This is a genomic window from Erwinia sp. S43 (assembly GCF_016624745.1).
Lineage (GTDB): Bacteria > Pseudomonadota > Gammaproteobacteria > Enterobacterales > Enterobacteriaceae > Erwinia > Erwinia coffeiphila.
The window spans coordinates 60,037-81,684 of the sequence record NZ_JACVTX010000003.1 but is presented as its reverse complement, the minus strand read 5'-3'; the positions used below and the strand labels follow the sequence as shown (position 1 = coordinate 81,684).

The 21,648-nt window shown below is 54.8% G+C and carries 17 protein-coding genes; 11 read left to right on the top strand and 6 right to left on the bottom strand.

The features are described from left to right. Positions 1 to 207: 207 nt before the first annotated feature. The 3 genes from IBT47_RS04545 (at position 208) to acnA (ending at position 3,715) form a co-directional block, all read left to right on the top strand. On the top strand, positions 208 to 372 hold the full coding sequence (locus IBT47_RS04545) for a YmiA family putative membrane protein (RefSeq protein WP_105595190.1): 165 nt from the start codon (positions 208 to 210) through the stop codon (positions 370 to 372). Positions 373 to 374: 2 nt separating this feature from the next. Further along, on the top strand, positions 375 to 542 hold the full coding sequence (locus IBT47_RS04540; protein WP_200559572.1) for a hypothetical protein: 168 nt from the start codon (positions 375 to 377) through the stop codon (positions 540 to 542). Positions 543 to 1,030: 488 nt separating this feature from the next. Next, positions 1,031 to 3,715 carry an aconitate hydratase AcnA gene (acnA, locus tag IBT47_RS04535; protein ID WP_200559570.1) on the top strand — a complete coding sequence of 895 codons (2,685 nt, stop codon included), beginning with the start codon at positions 1,031 to 1,033 and terminating at the stop codon, positions 3,713 to 3,715. A 107-nt stretch (positions 3,716 to 3,822) separates the two neighbouring features. Here the strand turns inward: acnA and ribA are convergent, their stop codons facing one another. Then, entirely contained in the window at positions 3,823 to 4,413 is a 591-nt protein-coding gene (gene ribA, locus IBT47_RS04530; protein ID WP_105594734.1) for a GTP cyclohydrolase II, read from the bottom strand. Positions 4,414 to 4,642: 229 nt separating this feature from the next. Between ribA and pgpB the strand changes: the two genes are divergently transcribed. The 5 genes from pgpB to yciH all read left to right on the top strand — a co-directional run bounded on the left by pgpB (position 4,643) and on the right by yciH (position 8,405). Next, positions 4,643 to 5,404, top strand: a complete 762-nt coding sequence (pgpB, locus tag IBT47_RS04525) for a phosphatidylglycerophosphatase B (RefSeq protein WP_200559568.1) — start codon at positions 4,643 to 4,645, stop codon at positions 5,402 to 5,404. Positions 5,405 to 5,575: 171 nt separating this feature from the next. After that, positions 5,576 to 5,884 carry a LapA family protein gene (locus tag IBT47_RS04520; RefSeq protein ID WP_200559566.1) on the top strand — a complete coding sequence of 103 codons (309 nt, stop codon included), beginning with the start codon at positions 5,576 to 5,578 and terminating at the stop codon, positions 5,882 to 5,884. 6 nt (positions 5,885 to 5,890) lie between these two features. Next, the gene (gene lapB / locus IBT47_RS04515; RefSeq protein WP_105594731.1) at positions 5,891 to 7,060 is read left to right on the top strand and encodes a lipopolysaccharide assembly protein LapB; all 1,170 of its coding nucleotides are present in this window, start codon (positions 5,891 to 5,893) and stop codon (positions 7,058 to 7,060) included. 302 nt (positions 7,061 to 7,362) lie between these two features. Continuing rightward, on the top strand, positions 7,363 to 8,079 hold the full coding sequence (pyrF, locus tag IBT47_RS04510) for an orotidine-5'-phosphate decarboxylase (RefSeq protein ID WP_200543729.1): 717 nt from the start codon (positions 7,363 to 7,365) through the stop codon (positions 8,077 to 8,079). Continuing rightward, complete coding sequence (gene yciH / locus IBT47_RS04505) at positions 8,079 to 8,405, top strand: stress response translation initiation inhibitor YciH (RefSeq protein WP_200559564.1); 327 nt, start codon at positions 8,079 to 8,081, stop codon at positions 8,403 to 8,405. Before pyrF ends, yciH begins: the two co-directional genes overlap by 1 nt. Before the next feature lie 169 nt (positions 8,406 to 8,574). Here yciH and osmB read toward each other — a convergent pair whose 3' ends face one another. Beyond that, positions 8,575 to 8,790, bottom strand: coding sequence for an osmotically-inducible lipoprotein OsmB (gene osmB, locus IBT47_RS04500; protein WP_200559561.1), 216 nt, complete (start codon positions 8,788 to 8,790; stop codon positions 8,575 to 8,577). Between the two features lie 316 nt (positions 8,791 to 9,106). On the opposite strand from osmB, the gene araD reads away from it, so the two are divergent. Beyond that, the gene (araD, locus tag IBT47_RS04495) at positions 9,107 to 9,805 is read left to right on the top strand and encodes an L-ribulose-5-phosphate 4-epimerase (protein ID WP_200559559.1); all 699 of its coding nucleotides are present in this window, start codon (positions 9,107 to 9,109) and stop codon (positions 9,803 to 9,805) included. A 176-nt stretch (positions 9,806 to 9,981) separates the two neighbouring features. Then, positions 9,982 to 10,851, top strand: a complete 870-nt coding sequence (locus tag IBT47_RS04490) for a crotonase/enoyl-CoA hydratase family protein (protein ID WP_105594726.1) — start codon at positions 9,982 to 9,984, stop codon at positions 10,849 to 10,851. A 19-nt stretch (positions 10,852 to 10,870) separates the two neighbouring features. Here IBT47_RS04490 and pdeR read toward each other — a convergent pair whose 3' ends face one another. From pdeR to IBT47_RS04470, 4 genes are all read right to left on the bottom strand, one after another. Beyond that, positions 10,871 to 12,856 carry a cyclic di-GMP phosphodiesterase gene (gene pdeR / locus IBT47_RS04485; RefSeq protein ID WP_200559548.1) on the bottom strand — a complete coding sequence of 662 codons (1,986 nt, stop codon included), beginning with the start codon at positions 12,854 to 12,856 and terminating at the stop codon, positions 10,871 to 10,873. A gap of 254 nt (positions 12,857 to 13,110) precedes the next feature. Beyond that, entirely contained in the window at positions 13,111 to 15,192 is a 2,082-nt protein-coding gene (locus IBT47_RS04480; RefSeq protein WP_200559546.1) for a carbon starvation CstA family protein, read from the bottom strand. Positions 15,193 to 15,369: 177 nt separating this feature from the next. Beyond that, positions 15,370 to 17,319 (bottom strand): exoribonuclease II, encoded by a 1,950-nt coding sequence (locus tag IBT47_RS04475; protein WP_200559544.1) that lies wholly within the window; start codon positions 17,317 to 17,319, stop codon positions 15,370 to 15,372. Positions 17,320 to 17,428: 109 nt separating this feature from the next. Next, complete coding sequence (locus tag IBT47_RS04470) at positions 17,429 to 19,735, bottom strand: FdhF/YdeP family oxidoreductase (protein ID WP_200559541.1); 2,307 nt, start codon at positions 19,733 to 19,735, stop codon at positions 17,429 to 17,431. Positions 19,736 to 19,976: 241 nt separating this feature from the next. Here IBT47_RS04470 and IBT47_RS04465 point away from each other — a divergent pair, with 241 nt between their 5' ends. Beyond that, positions 19,977 to 21,566 carry a PTS transporter subunit EIIC gene (locus tag IBT47_RS04465; protein ID WP_200559539.1) on the top strand — a complete coding sequence of 530 codons (1,590 nt, stop codon included), beginning with the start codon at positions 19,977 to 19,979 and terminating at the stop codon, positions 21,564 to 21,566. The last annotated feature ends 82 nt before the right edge of the window (positions 21,567 to 21,648 follow it).

The window sequence follows — 21,648 nt, the reverse complement described above, 5'->3', positions numbered from 1 at the left end:
CGAGCTGAACGCCGGGGACATATCAGAGTGATAAAGTTTTTATGCTGAATGATTAACTTAAAACACCTTATTAATGTTCTTCAGTGACTTACTAATGTTTTTAAGCGTTTAGTTTAATGAAAATGACTGGATCTTGGGCAACCGGCTGATTAGGATTCGTGCCAATTACTGGTTGAAACATTGTGTTAATGAGAGTGAGTATCAATTATGGCTACTAGATTATCTGTACGGTCCAATTTCGGTCACGAGTCACAGGATGCTGAGCATAGCGGCAGCGATAACCTCAAGCGTAACGCCTGGCTGGCGCTCTTCGCGGGCTCTTTCCTGTTTTGGGTACTGGTCGTTACAATGGTCTGGAACCTTTGGAACTAACTATGCAGCTCCTGAATGGCAAGCTGGACAGCAGTAGCATTGCCGAACTCGATGACGATTTCGGCAATGATGATAAGATTTCTCAGGTGATTATTCCCGCAGCCTGGTGTCTGAATGAGATGCAGCTGAAATTTATCCAATCTATAATTGAAGATGGAAAAGCCAAATAAATCAAGCCGGGTAATGAAAATTTTCATATCCGGCTTCTGCTTTTCTGCCTGATTCTAATTATCAATAGTTACTTCTGGTAAACAATTAACGTGAAATGTAATGACTATGGGAATTATTTTTCCTCATGGTAAATAGATGCTGTTTTCGGTAAACGATAACGTGATATACCGTTATCAACAAAGATGAATACAGCTCAATAATTTCACCGAGATTATCCGCAATTAGTATTTAATTCGAATTATGAATTCTTATCATAATACCGTGCCTGTTAGCATGCTGATGCAGAATAATCGCATGAATATAAATAACCTGAGTGATTAATTTGAAGCCCTGCTGACAGTGTTGGCGGGGTGTTTTACGTTTTTCAGTTTGGCATTTTGTGTTGTTATCAAAATGTTACCTCCTTTTTGTACTATCTTTAAAGTTAACCCTGCATTGAGTCCGGTTATGCGGCAGGTAGAGCAAACACAATAATAAAGGAGGAGCAATGTCGAACACCCTACGTGAAATCAGCCAGGATACGCTGAACGTTGACGGCCAGACGTATCACATCTTCAGCCTGGTAAAAGCCGCCGCTCAACTGGGCGATATCGATCGTCTGCCTAAATCCATGAAGGTCCTGCTGGAGAATCTTCTGCGCTGGCAGGATGGCGACTCTGTCACCGAGGAAGATATCCAGGCCATTGCTGACTGGCTGAAGGACGCCCATGCCGATCGAGAAATTGCCTATCGGCCAGCTCGTGTTCTGATGCAGGACTTTACCGGCGTACCGGCGGTGGTGGACCTGGCCGCGATGCGTGAAGCGGTGAAGCGTCTGGGGGGCGATGTGGCGAAGGTTAACCCGCTTTCGCCCGTCGATCTGGTGATCGACCATTCCGTTACCGTCGACCGCTTTGGCGATGACGACGCTTTCGAAGAGAATGTGCAACTGGAAATGGAGCGCAACCACGAGCGCTACGTTTTCCTGCGCTGGGGGCAGAAAGCCTTCAATCGCTTTAGTGTGGTGCCACCGGGGACCGGGATATGCCACCAGGTGAATCTTGAGTATCTTGGCAAGTCCGTCTGGCATGAGGAGCAACATGGCAGGGAGGTCGCGTTTCCCGATACGCTGGTCGGCACGGATTCCCACACCACCATGATTAACGCTCTTGGCGTGCTGGGCTGGGGTGTAGGCGGTATAGAAGCCGAAGCTGCGATGCTGGGGCAGCCCGTTTCCATGCTGATCCCGGATGTGGTCGGATTCAAGCTGACCGGCAAGTTGAAACCCGGGATCACCGCCACCGATCTGGTTCTCACCGTCACTCAGATGCTGCGTAAGCACGGCGTGGTGGGCAAGTTCGTTGAGTTCTACGGCGACGGCCTGAAGGATCTGCCGCTGGCAGACCGTGCGACCATTGCCAATATGGCACCGGAATACGGTGCAACCTGCGGCTTTTTCCCGGTTGATGGCGTAACGCTGGAGTACATGCGGCTGACCGGGCGCAGCGACCAGCAGGTGGCGCTGGTGGAAGCCTATGCCCGCGCGCAGGGGATGTGGCGGCACCCCGGTGACGAACCGGTGTTTACCAGCAGCCTCTCGCTGGATATGGGGGAGGTGGAATCAAGTCTGGCAGGTCCTAAACGCCCTCAGGACCGTGTGGCGCTGGGCGATGTTCCTGCTGCCTTCCGTGCGAGCAACGAGCTGGAAGTTAATCACGCGCAGAAAGATCGTCAGGCTGTTAGCTATCGCGACGCCCGCAGTGGACAGCAGTATCAGCTGGAGGATGGGGCGGTGGTGATAGCCGCTATCACCTCCTGCACCAATACCTCGAACCCCAGCGTGCTGATGGCCGCCGGACTGCTGGCGAAAAAGGCCGCCGCGCTTGGACTGCAGCGCAAACCCTGGGTCAAAGCCTCGCTGGCGCCGGGATCGAAAGTGGTATCTGACTACCTCGCTACCGCAGGTCTTACGCCTTACCTCGATCGCCTGGGATTCAACCTGGTGGGTTACGGCTGTACGACCTGTATCGGTAACTCAGGACCGTTACCGGATGAGATTGAAACTGCCATCCGTCAGGGCGATCTGACCGTCGGTGCCGTTCTGTCGGGTAACCGTAACTTTGAAGGACGTATCCATCCGTATGTGAAAACCAACTGGCTGGCGTCACCGCCGCTGGTGGTGGCCTATGCGCTGTCCGGCAATATGAAATTGAACCTGCAAACCGATCCGCTCGGTGAAGATGCCAGCGGCAGGCCGATTTATCTGAAGGATATCTGGCCGTCGCCGGAAGAAATAGCCGCTGCGGTGCAGATGGTGTCGACCGAAATGTTCCATAAAGAGTATGCCGAAGTGTTTGCCGGGACGCCTGAGTGGCAGCAAATTCAGGTCAGCGAGGCGGCAACCTATTCGTGGGATAACGACTCGACCTATATCCGTCTTTCACCGTTTTTTGACACGATGGCAAAAGAACCGGAGCCGGTAGAGGATATCAAAGGCGCTCGTATTCTGGCGATGCTCGGCGATTCGGTCACCACCGACCATATCTCTCCCGCGGGCAGCATCAAGGCCGAAAGTCCGGCGGGGCGTTATCTGTTGGATCACGGTGTTGAACGCACCGACTTCAACTCCTACGGCTCGCGGCGCGGCAATCATGAAGTGATGATGCGTGGAACCTTCGCGAACATTCGCATCCGCAACGAAATGGTGCCGGGAGTGGAAGGGGGGATTACACGGCACATTCCCAGCAATGAACAACTGGCGATTTACGACGCGGCAATGCGTTACCGGGAAGAAGGCATCCCGCTGGCCATCATTGCCGGGAAAGAGTACGGTTCCGGCTCCAGCCGCGACTGGGCGGCGAAGGGGCCGCGTTTGCAGGGCGTTCGGGTAGTGATTGCCGAGTCATTTGAACGCATCCATCGTTCCAATCTGATCGGAATGGGGATTCTGCCGCTTGAGTTCCCGCAGGGCGTCACCCGGAAAACATTGAAACTCACCGGCGATGAGCTGATCGATGTTGCGGATCTCCAGCAGTTGAAACCGGGAACGACGGTAAAAGTGACGCTAACGCGATCTGACGGCAGTAAAGACGTTCTGGATACACGCTGCCGTATTGATACCGGCAACGAGCTGACCTACTACCAGAATGACGGCATTCTGCATTACGTGATCCGTAATATGCTTCGCGACTGACTGTCCGCAGTCCGCCAGACCATATCGACTGTCGGGAAAAGAAAAAAGCCGCTATCAAAAGTAGCGGCTTTTTACGTCTTCAGCAGCAATGCACTCCGTACCCGGTATTACTTCGACAGCAGATGGCCCATTTTTTCGGCTTTGGTATCGAGGTAGTGCGCATTATTCGGATTACGGCCCACAATCAGCGGAACGCGTTCAACGATATTGATCCCCGCTTCAGTAAGAATCTCCACCTTACGCGGGTTGTTGGTCAGCAAACGCACCTCGTCAACGCCCAGCAGTTTGAACATATCTGCACACAGGGTAAAGTCGCGCTCATCGGCGGCAAATCCCAACTGATGGTTGGCTTCTACCGTGTCATAGCCTTTGTCCTGCAACGCGTAGGCGCGAATTTTATTCAGCAGCCCAATGCCGCGTCCTTCCTGCCGGTGATAAAGCAGGATCCCGCGGCCCTGCTCGGCGATGTGCGTCAGCGCCGCTTCCAGCTGGAAACCGCAATCGCAGCGCAGGCTGAACAACGCATCACCGGTAAGGCATTCGGAATGAACGCGCGCCAGTACCGGTTCGCTGTTAGAAACATCACCATAAACCAGCGCAACATGATCGTGCCCGGTTGCCAGTTCTTCAAAACCGACCATGAGGAAATCGCCCCAGGGCGTGGGCAGATTGGCTTCTGCCACCCGTTTAAGCTGCATGTGACTCTCCAGAAACTTCAGGTGTACGCTATCATCAGATGGCGCAGTGTCAGTTGCCTGACGGCTAACAATACGTGCTATTTTGCCATAACCCGCGGTGCGAAGGTTAACATGTTTGAGCTATCCAGTGATAACGCACAATTATCACCGTCGCAATCTATATGTTATTATTTTTATTACTATTGTTATATCAATCCAGAGAAATAACCGAACTTTTTAAGGAAGAAAGATGCCTGAAATTCTCAGACGAACCACGATCGGGATGCTTCTGTTGTTGACAATGCCCGTGCTGGTCGCGCTTTCCGGCTGGCAGTGGCAGCCTGGTGAAATGGGCTGGGGATATCTGATCCTGTTCTGGTTTACCGAGACGGTCACCCGTCCGTGGGGCGTTATTACCAGCGTGGTGTTGTGCGGCTGGTTCCTCTGGTGTTTACGTTTCCGCTTCAAACCGGCGATATTTTTGCTGGCCATTCTGGTCGGTACTATCCTCGTCGGCCAGTACACCAAAAGCCTGATTAAAGATCGGGTGCAGGAGCCTCGCCCATACGTCTTGTGGCTGGAAAAAGCCGAGGGTGTCAGTAATGAGTACTTTTATGAATTAAAACGCAAACAGCGCAGTCACCTGGTCGAAGAGGCGGTAGAAGATAATACGCAGCTGCCCGGCTGGCTGAAACGGCACTGGGCGTTTGAAACCGGATTTTCATTCCCTTCAGGACACACCATGTTTGCTGCCAGCTGGGCGCTGCTTGGTGTAGGATTGCTGTGGCCGCGTCGGCGTTATGCCACAATTATACTGCTGCTATGCTGGGCCTCGCTGGTGATGGGCAGCCGACTAATGCTGGGAATGCACTGGCCGCAGGATCTTATCGTATCTACGTTGTTAAGCTGGCTGTTTATTACTCTGGCAACGTGGCTCGCCCAGCGCTTCTGCGGTCCGCTGAGCGTGCTGCCGCAGGAACAGCAGGAAATCAACCAGCGAGAAAATGAGTGATGTCGATTGTAAGTCAGTTTTTTGCCCCCATAACTATCAACGACTTTGCATAATGGCGTGATGGGGGCAGGGAATTAGTGCGGCGCCTGAAATCTACGAGTATCAACACAAGCATCAGGGCGTTTTTTTTGGCATAATTCATCTGATTAACATCAGATTACGGGATGAACTGTGAAATATTTGCTGATTTTTTTAGTGGTTCTGGCGATCTTCGTCATTTCAGTCACTTTGGGTGCGCACAACGATCAGGTCGTCACCTTCAACTATCTGCTGGCGCAGGGTGAATTCCGTATCTCTACACTGCTGGCTTCACTGTTTGCCGTGGGCTTCCTGCTGGGGTGGGCAATATGTGGTCTGTTTTGGCTACGTGTTCGCGTTGCACTGGTTAACAGCCAGCGTAAGCTTAAGCGATTGCAGCATCAGATCGGGCAGACGGATGCTGCCGGGACGGCGTCAAGAACGCCAGCCGTCAAGGAATAATCATTTATGTTGGAACTGCTGTTTCTGTTACTCCCCGTAGCCGCCGCCTACGGCTGGTATATGGGGCGCAGAAGTGCGCAACAGGATAAGCAACAGGAAGCAAGCCGCCTGTCACGCGATTACGTGGCCGGGGTGAACTTCCTGCTTTCGAATCAACAGGACAAAGCCGTCGACCTGTTTCTTGACATGCTTAAAGAAGACAGCGGTACGGTTGAGGCTCACCTGACGCTGGGCAACCTGTTCCGTTCCCGTGGTGAAGTAGACCGCGCCATCCGCATCCACCAGGCCCTGATGGAAAGTGCTTCTCTGACTTACGATCAGCGGCTGCTTGCAATCCAGCAGTTGGGGCGCGATTACATGGTGGCCGGGCTGTACGATCGTGCTGAACAGATGTTCGGGCAACTGGTTGAAGAAACCGATTTTCGCATTGGCGCGCTACAGCAGCTGCTGATTATTCATCAGTCCACCAGCGACTGGCCGAATGCGATCGAAGTCGCGGAGCGGCTGGTGAAGCTGGGTAAAGAGCAGAAGAAAATGGAAATCGCCCATTTCTACTGCGAACTGGCTTTGCAGGCCATGGGCAGTGACGATCTTGATCGTGCAATGAACCTGCTGAAGAAGGGCGAAGCCGCCGATCGTAACAGTGCCCGCATCTCTATTATGATGGGGCGGATTTTTATGGCGAAAGGCGATTATGCCAAAGCCGTAATGCACCTGCAGCGCGTTATTGAACAGGATCGGGAACTGGTCAGCGAGACGCTGGAAATGTTGGAAACCTGCTTCGAACACCTTAACCAGCCAAAGGCATGGAGCGATTATCTCAAGCGCTGCGTGGAGGAGAATACGGGTGCGGCCGCCGAACTCTACCTTGCCGGTATTCTGGACCGCGATGAAGGGGCTGACGTGGCGCAGACCTATATCACCCGCCAGCTACAGCGGCATCCTACCATGCGCGTATTCCACCGGCTTATGGACTTCAACCTGCAGGAAGCCGAAGACGGCAGGGCGAAAGAGAGCCTGATGGTGCTGCGCGATATGGTGGGCGAGCAAATTCGCACCAAGCCGCGCTATCGCTGCCACAAATGCGGTTTTACCGCCCATGCGCTTTACTGGCACTGCCCGTCGTGCCGCGCCTGGTCTTCGGTAAAGCCGATTCGTGGTCTGGACGGACAATAATCCCGGTATCTGCGCCGATTTATTGTCCTTTTCTGTTTCGACTTAGTTACAACATACTGATTGCTCTTTAAACTGTACGATGCCAGCAGCACTTCAGGTGCAATGCCTGGCAGGGGGAAATGGACATCCACCGCTCATCGCTAATAATTCTCAACGGGTTAACTGTGAATTTGCGCCATCCGCAGGTAAAATGCCTGCCGTTTCGGCTTTCCGTTTTCAGCTAACGGCCTGTGGTGCCCGGCTGAATTCCTGTGACTATTCTGTTTGCGCCATGCGGTGCTCCACCTAAAGAGGGTTTATTGATGCATTCACCTCAGCTTACCGGCTCACCGATTGTGGTAGCGTTAGATTATGCCGATCGCGACCTTGCACTGGCTTTTGTCGACCAGATTGAACCCGGCAGCTGCCGCCTGAAAGTAGGGAAAGAGATGTTTACCCTGTTCGGCCCGCAGCTGGTGCGTGATTTGCAGCAGCGCGGTTTCGACGTTTTCCTTGACCTCAAGTTCCATGATATTCCGAACACCACGGCACATGCGGTGGCGGCAGCGGCTGATTTGGGCGTGTGGATGGTGAATGTCCACGCCAGCGGCGGAGCACGGATGATGAACGCGGCCCGCGAGGCGCTGGTGCCGTTTGGTAAAGACGCCCCTCTGCTGATCGCCGTCACCGTGCTGACCAGCATGGATGCGGACGACCTCCGCGGTCTGGGGATCGAGTTATCTCCTGCCGATCAGGCCGAACGCCTGGCGCGGCTGACACATCAGTGCGGGCTGGATGGCGTGGTGTGTTCAGCGCAGGAAGCCAGCCGCTTTAAGCAGGTTATTGGCCAGGAATTTAAGTTAGTTACTCCGGGAATACGACCGGCTGGCAGCGATGTAGGTGACCAGCGCCGCATTATGACTCCGCAGCAGGCGGCACAGGCCGGCGTTGATTATATGGTGATCGGGCGTCCTATTACCCAGTCGGCTAATCCGGCGGCGACGCTGCAAGACATTCTTACCTCAATCCGGGAGGCATAATGGCAGACGATAACAGCAGGCTGGTCTATTCAACCGCCAGTGGCCGCATCGACGAAGTTAAAGAGAAACCGCAGCGCCCTAAAGGTGACGGTATCGTTCGCATCCAGCGTCAGACAAGCGGCCGTAAGGGGAAGGGCGTGTGCCTGATCTCGGGGATTGATATGGACGATGCGGAGCTGGAAAAGCTGGCTGCCGAGCTGAAGAAAAAATGCGGCTGCGGCGGTGCGGTAAAAGACGGCGTGATTGAAATTCAGGGCGACAAGCGCGATTTGCTGAAAACGCTGCTGGAGGCCAAAGGCCATAAGGTTAAACTCGCCGGAGGCTGATGCCCGGCCTTTTATGCCGGACATGTACTGACCCAGTTTCTGTCGGTGCTTCGAAGCAAAAAGCCCTGTTTAAGTAAGATGCTGTTTCAGCAAACCAGAGGCCGCAAAAGCGGCCTCATCTGTTTCTTCTTATCGCTGCGGCAACCAGAGATATCGCGAGCAAACTAATTTAGTCGATCTGATGCCCGATAATACCGCCGACGGCCGCGCCACCTACGGTGCCGAGTCCGCTACCGTTAGTCAGTATCGATCCGCCAATCGCACCAGCACCGGCACCGATTGCCGTGTTGCGATCGCGTTTAGACCAGTTTGAACAGGCACTGAGGGAAAGAACCAGTGTTGCCGCCAGCATCGCAGCGGTAATGCGTTTTGCAGTGTTTGTCATAGTGAGTACTCCTCAATTGCAGCGACTGATTACCCGATCAAGTATAGTGGATACCCGGATTTTCGGCCTGGAACTGTCGATTATTCCGGCGTTCCTGCTAATAGTTAGTGAGCTGACTCTCACTACAGCTTGCTATCTGTCTTAATTTTAGAAGCTACTGCTGTACTGCCCAGGTAAAAATTCCGAATATTTCCGCGGACCGGCTGCACAGAACGCCGTGGACAGCCGGAAACTGCCTTTATCCAGCTATTGTCTCCATACCCGCATTTATCGCCTGCGCCGACAATGACTCACGGATCTAATCGGAGAGTCAACGATGCTTGAACAACTGAAACAGCAGGTACTGGAAGCCAATCTCGCGCTACCGCACTACGGCCTGGTTACGTTCACCTGGGGCAACGTCAGTGCCATCGATCGCCAGCAGGGACTGGTGGTGATTAAACCTTCCGGGGTGAGCTACGAGCAGATGCAGCGTGACGATATGGTGGTGGTGGAGCTGGAAAGCGGCAGGGTGGTTGAAGGTACTAAACGGCCATCTTCAGACACCGATACTCACCGCGCTTTGTATCTGGCCTGGCCAGATATCGGTGGAATTGTCCATACACATTCCCGCCACGCTACAATCTGGGCACAGGCCGGCCGGGACATTCCTGCCTGGGGTACGACGCATGCCGATGACTTCTACGGTGCCGTCCCCTGCACACGCAAGATGACCGATGCTGAAATCAAAGAACGGTACGAGTGGGAAACCGGGCAGGTCATTATTGAAACCCTGCGCGACCGGGAAATCGATCCGCTGGCTATACCCGCCGTATTGGTTAACTCGCACGGTCCTTTCTGCTGGGGTAAAAGCGCAGACGATGCCGTACACAGTGCCGTTGTGCTGGAAGAAGTGGCCTATATGGGCATCTTCAGTCAACAACTTGCGCCCGAGCTGCCGGTGATGCAGCAAACCCTGCTGGATAAACACTATTTGCGTAAGCACGGTGCCGGAGCCTACTACGGCCAGAAGTGATTTTTAACGTCGGGAGTTTCTTACCATCGGCGGCTATTTTATCCGGGTGTTTATTGTCACTTTTTGTCTGAAAATTTACTAATTTGCTTTAATAATCAAACAGCCATTTAGTGTAAACATCCTGTCGATTAGGCTGGAGCTGCGTACTGAACGCATGACTAATCGAGGATAATAATATGACCGTTGTAAACCAGACTACCTGCAGACTGTTCAGTGAAGCCGGACAGATGACCCAGCTCTCCGCATACTATGAGGAGGAGCGCCGGACCATGTGGATGCTGCTGCGTGCGCAGCCGCGCCCGAGCTTCAACCACCAGCTGATAGAGGAGATCATGAATCTCAGCTATGCGGCACAGCGGTCGGGGCTGGCTATCGATTTTTGGGTTACCGGCTCACTGGTCCCCGGCATGTTTAATGCCGGAGGCGATCTCAGCTTCTTTGTGGAGTCGATCAAAAACGGCCGCCGTGAGGCCCTGCGGGCTTATGCCCGTGCCTGTGTGGACTGCATTCACGCGGCGGCAAGAGGATTTGATACCGGTGCGGTAACCATTGCGATGGTTGAGGGCAGTGCGCTGGGGGGCGGATTTGAAGCAGCGCTGGCGCATCACTTTATTCTGGCGCAGAACACCGCGCGGATGGGCTTCCCTGAAATTGCTTTTAACCTGTTCCCCGGGATGGGCGGCTACTCGCTGGTTGCCCGCCGGGCAGGTATGAAGCTGGCAGAAGAACTGATTTGCGAAGGTGAATCACACACCGCAGAGTGGTTTGAAACGCGCGGGCTGGTTGACCGTCTGTTCCAGCCGGACGAGGCTTACCACAGTACGCGTACCTTTATTGATACGCTGCGGCCGAAGCTGAACGGCGTGCGGGCAATGCTGAAAGCACGCCAGCGCGTGCTTCAGCTGACCCGCGCCGAACTGATGGACATCACGGAAGACTGGGTTGATTTCGCCTTCAGCCTGGAACCTAAGGATATTGCCTATATGGAACGTCTGGTTAACTTACAAAATCGTCACAGTGCTCAAACCTTGCTGAAAGCGGGTTAAGTGCGTTTATCAACCATAATCAGGCTTTAACAAGGTAGTGCGCAAGCCAGTGCTCAAGCTCATCAACGGGCATTGGCTTCGCGTACAGATAGCCCTGGCGCACGTCAACGCCGCAGGCCAGTGCGAACGCCTCTTCTTCCTCGGTTTCAATTCCTTCGGCAATCACCTGCAAATCCAGCGCCCGGGCAACGGCAACAATGGCCCGTACCAGCGATTGCGAAACGGCTTTTTCGTCGACGTTACGAATAAAGCTCTGATCGAGTTTAATGGCATCAATCGGCACGCGCGCCAGCTGCGACAGCGAAGAATAGCCGGTGCCGAAGTCATCAAGATGCACCGATGCACCTAACTGCTGGAATTCGCCCATCAGCACCAGTGCCTGGCTTTCATTTTCCATCAGGCAACTTTCGGTCAGTTCGATATCAATCGGACAGCTTTCCAGCCCGGCTTCATCCAGCGCCAGCTTGAGGTCGGTATAAATACTCTGATCGATGAGCTGCCGTGCGGAAACGTTGACCGCCACACGCAGGAAAATCCCGCGTTTGCGCCATTCGAGGATCTGTTCCAGCACGGTCAGCATCACCCAGCGGCCCAGCGGAACAATTAACCCCGATTCCTCGGCGTAGGAGATAAAACGATCGGGGCGAAGCAGGCCGCGTTCCGGAGATAGCCAGCGGACCAGCGCCTCAACGCTGCTGACGGTGCCGTCAACGTCCAGCTTTGGCTGATAGTGAATGACCAACTGGCTCAGTTCCAGCGCCTTGCGCAGGTTCGTGTCCAGCCAGAGGTATTCAAACACCCGCTGGTTCATTTCGGTAGAGAATACGCTGAACTGGCCGCGACCGTTTTCTTTCGCTGTATACATCGCCGTGTCGGCGTTGCGGATCAGGCTGTCGCGATCCTCGCCGTGCTGTGGGGCAATGGCGATACCGATTGAACAGCCGGAATACACCTCAATCAGACCGATACGGAAGGTCTGCTTCAGCCGGTCGATAATGCGGGAGGCCATCGCTTCCAGCGCGGCCTGAGACGTATCTTCTGCCAGCACGATAAACTCATCACCGCCGAGGCGTGCCAGCGTTTGATTTTTCTCCAGGCAGCTGAGGATCGCCAGCGACACGGCCTGCAACAGCTGATCGCCAAACATATGTCCGTAAGCATCGTTAACTTTTTTGAAGTTATCCAGATCCAGATAAACAACGCCGACCTGCTCGGTGTCGCGGGTTTCCAGTACCTCGGCGATGCGATCATTAATTGCGGCACGGTTGGGCAGACCGGTAATCGTATCGGTATTAGCCAGCACCCTCAGCCGTTCCTGAGCGCGGCGCTCTTCAGTAATATCCGTGCCCGAACAGATCAGATAAATTTCATTTTTACCGCTGCCGCTGTGGACAAATTTATTGCGGAACAGGAACAGACGCTGTCCCATTTTCGTTTTGATCCAGCGTTCAACTTCATACGAACTGCCTTCACGGAAGAAGGTGCTGATATTGCGACGGGAGGAGGCCGCTTCCTGTCGAGTCATAAACAGCTGGTACACATTGCGACCAATCACTTCCTGCTCTTTCAGGCCGGTATACTCTTCGCTCAGGCGGTTAAAGCGCTGAATATTACCGTGCTGATCGAGGATAACGATCACCGAGTTGGCTTCCGAAACCACCTGCTCGGCAAAAGAAAGTCCTAAGGCTAAGTCACGCGCAACTGCGGAGGTATCTCCCCAGGCTGAAGCGGTACCTGCCCAGTCAGTCAGGCTGGTTTTACGGCCAACCAGATGCATTGAGATCGGGGTGCCGTAAAGCGACAGCGTGAGGTTAATGCTGGACGTGACCACCGTCATCTCGCGAACCATTCTGGCCTGTGCGGCATTCAGCGGTACGGCGATATTGGTTTCGCCATTCTCTTCCTGAGCGAAGTGCAGTGCATCGCTGTCGGAGCGTAAATGCCAATAAGGGCTACTGGTGCCAAACCAGGCGTATAGCAGCGTTTGCCCCTGTTCATCGGTCATTTATTCTTTCTCCTTGGTGATGCAGTGCAGATGGTATCTTCTTATTTTAGCAACAGTATTAGCCGGTTGCAGAATCCCGAGACACAATAGCAATTAATCCAGACTGATTAAATCAGGATAAATAAAAAATCTCCCCGACCGTTCGATCGGGGAGACTCATTAGTAACAATAACGCAATAGTTGGATTGTGTAACATGCCCTAAGAAAAATAATGTAACAAATGCCGGGCATGGACAGCGTTTTGGCCGCTAAAGTCAGAAACGATTCACCGTACTCTGTGCCATTTCACCACGCAGAACAATCTCGCTTTCGTGCGTGGTTGGCTGGCTGCTTTGCAGAGCGCGGCAGATCACGAAGAAAGACGAAATCAACATAGTGACAGCAACCAGCATAAAGAAGCCGCATAGCGCTGCGTTAATCTGGTTACTCATTACGATGGTCTGCATATCCGCGATGCTTTTTGCCGGGGCAATCACCACGCCCTGATCGATACCGGTGGAGAATTTCTTCGCCTGGGCGAGGAAACCAATCGACGGTTTTTCGTGGAAGATTTTCTGCCATCCGGCCGTCATTGAGGTGACGAACAGCCAGGCGGTCGGCAAAATAGTCACCCAGGCGTAGCGCTGTTTTTTCATCTTAAACAGCACCACGGTACCCAGAATCAGCGCCATCGACGCCAGCATCTGGTTGCCGATGCCGAACAGCGGCCACAGGGTATTAATCCCGCCCAATGGATCGATAACGCCCTGGTAGACGAAGAAGCCCCAGCCGGAAACGGCCACCGCCGTGCCGATAATATTGCCGAACCAGGAACGGTTATTCGCCAGCGCCGGGATAGCGGTACCCGCCAGATCCTGCACCATAAACCGGCAGGCACGAGTACCGGCATCAACCGCCGTCAGGATAAACAGCGCTTCAAAGAGAATGGCAAAGTGATACCAGAAGGCCATCATCGCCCGACTGTTAAATACCTCGGTGATGATATGCGCCATGCCAACGGCAAAAGTCGGAGCGCCACCTGCGCGAGAAAGAATCGAGGTTTCCCCTACGTCGCGGGCAATCGCGGTCAGCACCTCCGGCGTGATGACAAAGCCCCAGCCGTTAATCGCCTGCGCGGCGCTTTCTACCGTGGTGCCAATCAGTGCCGCCGGGGCATTCATTGCAAAATAGATACCCGGGTCCAGCACCGAAGCGCAGATCAGCGCCATAATGGCGACAAAGGATTCCATCAGCATTGCGCCGTAGCCGAGCATACGAATATGGCTTTCGCGCTCCACCAGTTTCGGCGTTGTGCCACTCGAAACCAGCGCGTGGAAGCCTGAAATGGCACCGCAGGCAATGGTAATAAACAGGAACGGGAACAGTCCGCCGGAGAACACCGGCCCGCTGCCGTCAATAAAACGCGTCACCGCAGGCATTTTCATTTCCGGCATGGCAAAGACAATACCCACCGCCAGACCGACGATCACCCCGATTTTCAGGAAAGTAGACAGATAATCGCGCGGTGCCAGCAGCAACCACACCGGCAATACTGAAGCCACGAAGCCATAGATCACCAGCACCAGCGTCAGGGTGGTGCCTTTCAGGGTAAAGAACGGCCCCCAGAAAGGATGCAGGGCGATATCACCGCCGTAAATAATCGCGGCCATCATTAGCACGAAGCCGATCAGCGACACCTCGGCGATATGACCGGGGCGGATAAAGCGCATGTACACACCCATGAACAGGGCAATCGGCAGGGTGGCGGCGATGGAGAACATGCCCCACGGACTGTTAGTTAGCGCTTTCACTACCACCAGCGCCAGCGCGGAAAGAATAATAATCATCACGCCAAGCGCACCGAGCATGGTGATCACCCCGGCAAAAGCGCCCAGTTCCTGGCGGGCCATTTCCCCCAGTGAGCGTCCGTCGCGGCGTGTGGAGATAAACAGAATCAGGAAGTCCTGTACTGCACCGGCCAGCATTACGCCAATCAGAATCCACAGTGTTCCGGGCAGGAAGCCCATCTGGGCGGCAAGGATCGGTCCGACCAGCGGCCCGGCACCGGCGATAGCGGCAAAGTGATGCCCGAAGAGCACCCATTTGTTGGTGGGAACGTAGTCCAGACCGTCATTTTTACGCTCGGCGGGCGTCATACGCCGATCGTCCAGCTCAAAAATATTGCGGGCAATAAACAGACTGTAGAATCGATAAGCAATGCTGTAGCAGGCAACGGCGGCCACCACCAGCCACAGTGCGTTAACCGGTTCGCCTCGGTTCAATGCCAGCATCGCAAACGCGCAGGCACCAACGATGGCCACGGCAATCCAGATCAAACTTGCCTTGACGTTTTTCATCACATTACTCCTTGTAAGAACCGCAAAGGGGAGAAGGAATCAGCAAGTTAAAAATAGTGTAATGAAATGTAATAGGAAGGTAATCAGTCAGGAAGTGTGAACTGTCGGGGATTTTTTACGCAGGGAAGTAGAGAGAAATAATGCGGGATAACCTGAGTCGTTATCCCGCATTGAGTTTTATGCTGCCGGGCGAGCCACCACGCTGCGGGTTTCCATGCGCACTTCGGCGATGGTGACCTCAATAACGTCGGTAACGCGATAAGCTACTTCGCCTTTGATCATCACGGAGCCGTTTTCATTGCTGCACACCAGCTCGTCACGCACAGCGTGAATAAACGGAGCCGGGATAAAAGCGACCGCGCCGTTGTCCAGCAGTCGAACGCGCATGCCGCCACGCGAGACGTCGATAATCTCGGCGCTGAAGCGCTGGTCGGTTCCCACCGCTTTTTGCAGGAAACGCGAGTAGAGCCAGTCGCCAACATCGCGTTCTGCCATGCGGTTCTGGCGGCGGCGTTCGGCCATTTTCACCGTCAGCTCATCAGCAGGGCGTTCAGCCGCTTCACCTTTAATAATCGCTTTCAGCAGGCGATGGTTGATCATATCGCCGAACTTACGGATTGGCGAAGTCCAGGTTGCGTATGCCTCAAGGCCCAGGCCGAAGTGCGGGCCGGGTTCAATGCTGACTTCGGCAAACGACTGGAAGCGGCGAATACGGCTGTCGAGGAACTGGGTAGGCTGAGCATCCAGCTCACGACGCAGCTCGCGGAAGCCTTCCAGTGTGGCAATCGCCGCAGGGTCGGCGGTAATGCCGTGGTTGGCCAGCACCGCAGCGGCCTGCTCGGCGTTAACCAGGTCGAAGCCTAAATGCACGTTGTAGACGCCGAAGCCCAAATTATCGCGCAGCACGGTCGCAGCACAGATATTGGCCAGAATCATGGATTCTTCAACGATGCGGTTAGCGATGCGGCGATGTTCAGCGATGATATCTAGCACTTCGCCTTTTTCACCCAGCAGGAAGCGGAAGTCAGGGCGATCTTTGAACACCAGCGCATGGCTCTGACGCCATTCGCTGCGTGCCAGGCACAGACGATGCAGCAGACGGATCTGCTGAGCAATCGCTTCGCTATCCGGCTGCCATTCACCGGCACCGTCGTTTTCCAGCCAGTCGGAAACGTTATCGTAAGCCAGCTTGGCTTTGGATTCGATCCAGGCGGCGAAGAACTGAATGTCGCTGGCAGGCGTACCGTCTGCGGCAATTTTCACGCGGCAGGCCAGCACCGGGCGGCGTTCGTTCGGGCGCAGCGAGCAGATATCGTCCGACAGCTGGCGCGGCAGCATCGGGATATTGAAGCCCGGCAGATAGTTAGTGAACGAACGTTCGGCGGCGATTTTATCCAGCTTGCTGCCCGGCAGCACATAGGCCGTCGGATCGGCAATGGCAATGGTCAGCAGCAGTTCGCCATCGCTGGTTTCTTCCACGTACAGCGCATCGTCCATATCTTCGGTGCTGGCACTGTCGATGGTGACGAAATTCAGGGCGGTGAGATCTTCACGCTCCAGCTTTTCATCCAGCATCTCTTCCGGCGTGGCGACATCCGGCGCTTCACGCTCCAGATTGTGGCGTGACAGTGTCACCCACCACGGGGCGAGATGGTCATCACCGGTGGTGATAAATTCGGTCAGCTCGGCGTAGAAAGTGCGGTCGCCTTTCAGCGGGTGGCGGCGCATCTCGGCCACTGCCCAGTCGCCGTTCTGGAAATCATGTTTCACGCTACGATCGGCGCGACACTGGATAGCATCCTTGAGCAGAGGATGATCGGGAATAATGGACAGACGGTCGTCTTTGTCCTTCCGCTGCACCCGGCCAACAAAACGGGTGAGGAACGGCTCGATCAGGGTTTCCGGATCGGCTACTTCGCGATCTTTATCGGTTTGCAATACCGCTGAAACGCGGTCACCGTGCATCACTTTTTTCATGAACGGCGGCGGAATAAAGTAGCTTTTCTGAGCATCGACTTCCAGGAAGCCAAAGCCTTTTTCCGTACCTTTTACCACACCCTCAACGCGAGGTGTCTGGGAGTGGAGTTTCTCTTTAAGCTGCGCGAGCAGCGGGTTATCCTGGAACATAATTTCAACAGTTTTCGTGGCCTAAGAGCGGCAGACAGTTTTACGCGATTAACCGCCTCGCGGCAAGTCCGGTATGAAAAGGGCGGCCATTTTCCGGCCGCCCCCGCACTTACGCAATCCGCAATTCGTGCTTGATAGGTGACAGAGAAATTTTCACCGGCACCGACTTCGAGGTTGGCGTTCCGCTGATATCACCGAAGCTGGATAATGGCACCAGCGGGTTAGTTTCCGGATAGTAGGCGGCCAGATTCCCGGCAGGAATGTTGTACGGCACCAGTTTGAAGCCATGAACTTTACGGGTAATGCCGTCGTTCCACACGGTTTCAATGTCGACATTATCACCAGCGGCAAAGCCCAGTTTTTCCATATCCTGCGCATTGATAAACAGCACCTCGCGCTGGCCGTAAACGCCACGGTAACGATCGTCCAGACCGTAAATAGTGGTGTTGTACTGATCGTGCGAACGCAGAGTTTGCAGCGTGAACGGCACCTCGTCATCCAGCTCAGGGAACAGGGAGACGGGCAGCGCCGCGTTGCTGAACTGCGCCTTCTCATGCAGGGTATTAAACCGCAGTTCCGCCGCGGCGTTACCGAGATAGAAGCCGCCCTTGATATCGCATTTCGCATTGAAATCCGCGAAGCCCGGTATGGTGGCAGCGATATGGTCGCGGATCAGATTGTAATCCGCCGCCAGACCCAGCCAGTCGACCTTCTCGTTGCCCAGCACCGCGTTGGCGATACCGGCGACAATCCAGGTTTCAGAACGCTGGGTATCGGCAATCGGCTTGCCCACGCCTTCTGAGGCATGCACCATGCTGAACGAGTCTTCCACGGTAATAAACTGTGGACCGGTAGCCTGAATATCCTGTTCGGTACGGCCCAGCGTAGGCAGGATCAGTGCGTCTACTGCACCCGGGCAGAGGTGGCTGCGGTTGAGCTTAGTACTGATCTGCACGGTCAGGCCACAGCGGCGCAGCGCTTCTTCGGTACGCGGGCTATCCGGCGCAGCGGCCGCCAGGTTACCGCCCAGGGCGATCAGTACCTTGATTTCATCGCGCAACATCGCTTCCAGCGCTTCAACGGTGTTGTGGCCGATTTCACGCGGTGGCTCGAAGCCGAAATGCTGGCCCAGACTGTCGAGGAATGCCTTAGGCGGCTTCTCGTCAATGCCCATTGTGCGGTTGCCCTGCACGTTACTGTGTCCGCGCACCGGGCAAAGGCCCGCACCCTTTTTACCCAGCTGACCAAACAGCAGCTGCAGGTTAACGATTTCACGCACCGTATCCACGGAGTGTTTGTGCTGAGTGATACCCATCGCCCAGGTACAAATCACCCGGTCGGCGCTCTGATAAATCGCCGCCGCTTCGCGGATTTGCTGCTCGCTAAGGCCGGACTGCTGGACGATCTGCGACCATTCGGTGGCATCCACTTCGGCCAGATAGGCCTCAACGCCTTCGGTTTTTGCATTGATAAACGCTTCGTCAAACAGGCCTTTTTCACCGGCGGCAACCAGCGTGCGGTGATTTTCCGCCAGTACTTTCACCATACCGCGAACGGCGGCCATATCCCCGCCCAGATTCGGCTGATAGTAAGTAGAACTGATCTGTCCGGCCATGCTGGTCACCACTTCCAGCGGTTTTTGCGGGTCGGCAAAACGCTCCAGCCCACGCTCGCGCAGGGTATTGAAGGTGACAATTTTAGCGCCGTGATCGGCGGCGTGGCGCAGGCTGTGCAGCATACGCGGATGGTTGGTACCCGGGTTCTGGCCAAAGACGAAAATCGCATCGGCATGATCGAAGTCATCAAGGCGAATCGTACCTTTACCGACACCGATACTGCGCTTCAGGCCGCTGCCGCTGGCCTCGTGGCACATATTGGAACAGTCGGGGAAGTTGTTGCTGCCATTCAGGCGGCCAAACAGCTGGTAAAGCCAGGACGCTTCATTGCTGGCGCGGCCAGAGGTGTAAAGCTCCATCTGGTGCGGATTGTCCATCGCCTTGATGTGGCGGGCGATCAGGGCAAACGCATCGTCCCAGCTAATTGGCTCGTAGCGGTCGGTCTGGCGGTTATAGCGCAGGGGCTCGGTCAGGCGACCCTGATACTCCAGGAAGTAGTCGCTTTGCTGATAGAGGGCGCTCACGCTGTACTGCGCAAAGAAGTCGGCACCAATATTGCGGCGGGTGGCTTCCCAGGTGACCGCTTTGGCCCCGTTTTCGCAGAAGCTGAAGGTACTTTTATTATCATCGCCCCAGGCACAGCCGGGGCAGTCGAAGCCTTTTGCCTTGTTCATACGCATCAGGTTGCGCATGTTTTTTAATACTTGTTTGCTGTCGAAGACAAAACGGGTGGTCGCTTCCAGGGAACCCCAACCACCGGCCGCGGCCTGGTAGGGTTTAATCGCTTCTTTAAATTTCATGATATGCAGGCTTATGTTGAAATGATGTTAAGAAGTTATGACTCCTTTTGCATAAGTGTGATAGCCAGTGTGGGAATTGTCTAATTGATTGCAGCGATGGAGCGATAGTTAGTATTTATCGCGGAATTGTTAAAACTGTGACGCTGTTCAAAAAATAGCCTGACGTTTTCCCCTGTGGTACGGCGATCCCTCCGCTGTCGTCTAATACTTAGCGTTCACCAAGCCGGGCGGGAGAGGCCAGATGAAAAAGTTTGCCAGCAGCGTTCATGCCTTTGGTAAAGCGCTGATGATGCCGATTTCGGTCATTGCCGCCGCCGGGATTTTCCTTGGCGTGGCGGCGGCAATGCAGAATCCGGCGATTACCGGTGAAGCGTTTGCCGCGATGCAGGTGCCGCAGCTGATTATCGGTTTTATCCGTAAGGTGGCCGGTGCGCTGTTCGCTAACCTGCCACTGTTGTTTGCCGTTGCCAGCGCGATTGGGTTGGCTAAAGCGGAAAAACCCACAGCGGCGTTTGCCGCGACGATTGGCTTTATTACGATGCACGTTGGCGTCAGCGCCACGCTGGCGGCGAAGGGGCTGACCGCTGCCACCACGACCGCCCAGGCGCTTCAGGCGCAGGGCATGGACCAGACTCAGGCGATGATGACGGCGGCGGAATATATCCAGATGCTGGGCATTTTCACCTACAACATGAGCGTGCTGGGCGGGGTGATTGCCGGGCTGCTGACCGCCGTCATCCATAATCGCTGCTACACCGTTCAGTTGCCCACTGCCATCAGCTTCTTCGGCGGGCGGCGCTTTGTGCCGATTGTCACTGTGCTGGTGCTGCCTCTGGTGGGCGTACTGCTGGCGGCGATCTGGCCAACCATTGGACTTGGCATTGCATGGGTCGGCGAACTGATTGGTAAAAGCGGCCAGTACGGCGCGTTTCTTTACGGCACCAGCGAGCGCTTGCTGATCCCGACCGGGCTGCACCACATCCTGAACGAAACCGTGCGTTTTACGCCGATTGGCGGCATTGCCACCGTTGACGGCCAGACGCTGGTGGGAGCGTTGAATATCTTTAACGCCTCGCTGACCCATCCCGGCAGCGTGCCCGATGAAACGGTGCGGGAAGCTACGCGTTTTCTTGCCCAGGGCAAAATCCCAGTAATGATGTTTGGCCTGCCCGCCGCCGCGCTGGCGATTTACCATGCGGCACGACCTGAACATAAGCAGCGCGTCAAGGCGCTGATGCTGGCCGCCGCGCTGACATCCTTCACCACCGGCATCACCGAGCCGCTGGAGTTCTGCTTTATCTTCGTTTCACCGGTGCTCTACATCCTGCATGCGCTGCTCAGCGGCCTGTCGTTTATGCTGATGTCGCTATTTCATCTGATGATTGGCAACGTGCAGGGCGGGGCGATCGACCTGGTGGTGTTCGGTATCCTCGGCGGCGAAAAAACCGCCTGGTGGTGGAGCATCGCGCTGGGGCTGATTTACATACCGGTCTATTACTACAGCTTCCGCTTTATTATTCAGCGCATGCGGGTAGAAACCCCGGGACGCGAAACGGAAGAAGAGGACGCGACGCCGCAGGTGGAAGCCGCAGAGCGGATCAAAGTGATTATCAGCGGTCTGGGCGGTGCGGAAAATATTGAGGATGTAGACTGCTGCTTTACCCGCCTGCGCGTTCGGGTAAAAACGATGAAAGAGGTGGTGGATGCCACGCTGATGAGCACCGGGGCCAACGGCGTGAACCGCGTCAGCGATACGGATGTGCAGGTGATCTATGGCCCGCAGGTGGAGAAAATCGCCGGAGAGGTGAAGAGCGCGCTGGGCATCGCCTGAAACTCAGGCATCATTAACCGGAACGGTTGTGTTTGTACCTGGAATATGAGCTCGTTATAATTTCGAATAATATTTAGTCTTA

Bases quoted from the DNA above. Each gene is read 5' to 3' on its own strand.
- IBT47_RS04545 (WP_105595190.1), top strand. From the start codon at position 208: ATGGCTACTAGATTATCTGTACGGTCCAATTTCGGTCACGAGTCACAG.
- IBT47_RS04540 (WP_200559572.1), top strand. From the start codon at position 375: ATGCAGCTCCTGAATGGCAAGCTGGACAGCAGTAGCATTGCCGAACTC.
- acnA (WP_200559570.1), top strand. From the start codon at position 1,031: ATGTCGAACACCCTACGTGAAATCAGCCAGGATACGCTGAACGTTGAC.
- ribA (WP_105594734.1), bottom strand. From the start codon at position 4,413: ATGCAGCTTAAACGGGTGGCAGAAGCCAATCTGCCCACGCCCTGGGGC.
- pgpB (WP_200559568.1), top strand. From the start codon at position 4,643: ATGCCTGAAATTCTCAGACGAACCACGATCGGGATGCTTCTGTTGTTG.
- lapB (WP_105594731.1), top strand. From the start codon at position 5,891: ATGTTGGAACTGCTGTTTCTGTTACTCCCCGTAGCCGCCGCCTACGGC.
- pyrF (WP_200543729.1), top strand. From the start codon at position 7,363: ATGCATTCACCTCAGCTTACCGGCTCACCGATTGTGGTAGCGTTAGAT.
- yciH (WP_200559564.1), top strand. From the start codon at position 8,079: ATGGCAGACGATAACAGCAGGCTGGTCTATTCAACCGCCAGTGGCCGC.
- osmB (WP_200559561.1), bottom strand. From the start codon at position 8,790: ATGACAAACACTGCAAAACGCATTACCGCTGCGATGCTGGCGGCAACA.
- araD (WP_200559559.1), top strand. From the start codon at position 9,107: ATGCTTGAACAACTGAAACAGCAGGTACTGGAAGCCAATCTCGCGCTA.
- IBT47_RS04490 (WP_105594726.1), top strand. From the start codon at position 9,982: ATGACCGTTGTAAACCAGACTACCTGCAGACTGTTCAGTGAAGCCGGA.
- pdeR (WP_200559548.1), bottom strand. From the start codon at position 12,856: ATGACCGATGAACAGGGGCAAACGCTGCTATACGCCTGGTTTGGCACC.
- IBT47_RS04480 (WP_200559546.1), bottom strand. From the start codon at position 15,192: ATGAAAAACGTCAAGGCAAGTTTGATCTGGATTGCCGTGGCCATCGTT.
- IBT47_RS04475 (WP_200559544.1), bottom strand. From the start codon at position 17,319: ATGTTCCAGGATAACCCGCTGCTCGCGCAGCTTAAAGAGAAACTCCAC.
- IBT47_RS04470 (WP_200559541.1), bottom strand. From the start codon at position 19,735: ATGAAATTTAAAGAAGCGATTAAACCCTACCAGGCCGCGGCCGGTGGT.
- IBT47_RS04465 (WP_200559539.1), top strand. From the start codon at position 19,977: ATGAAAAAGTTTGCCAGCAGCGTTCATGCCTTTGGTAAAGCGCTGATG.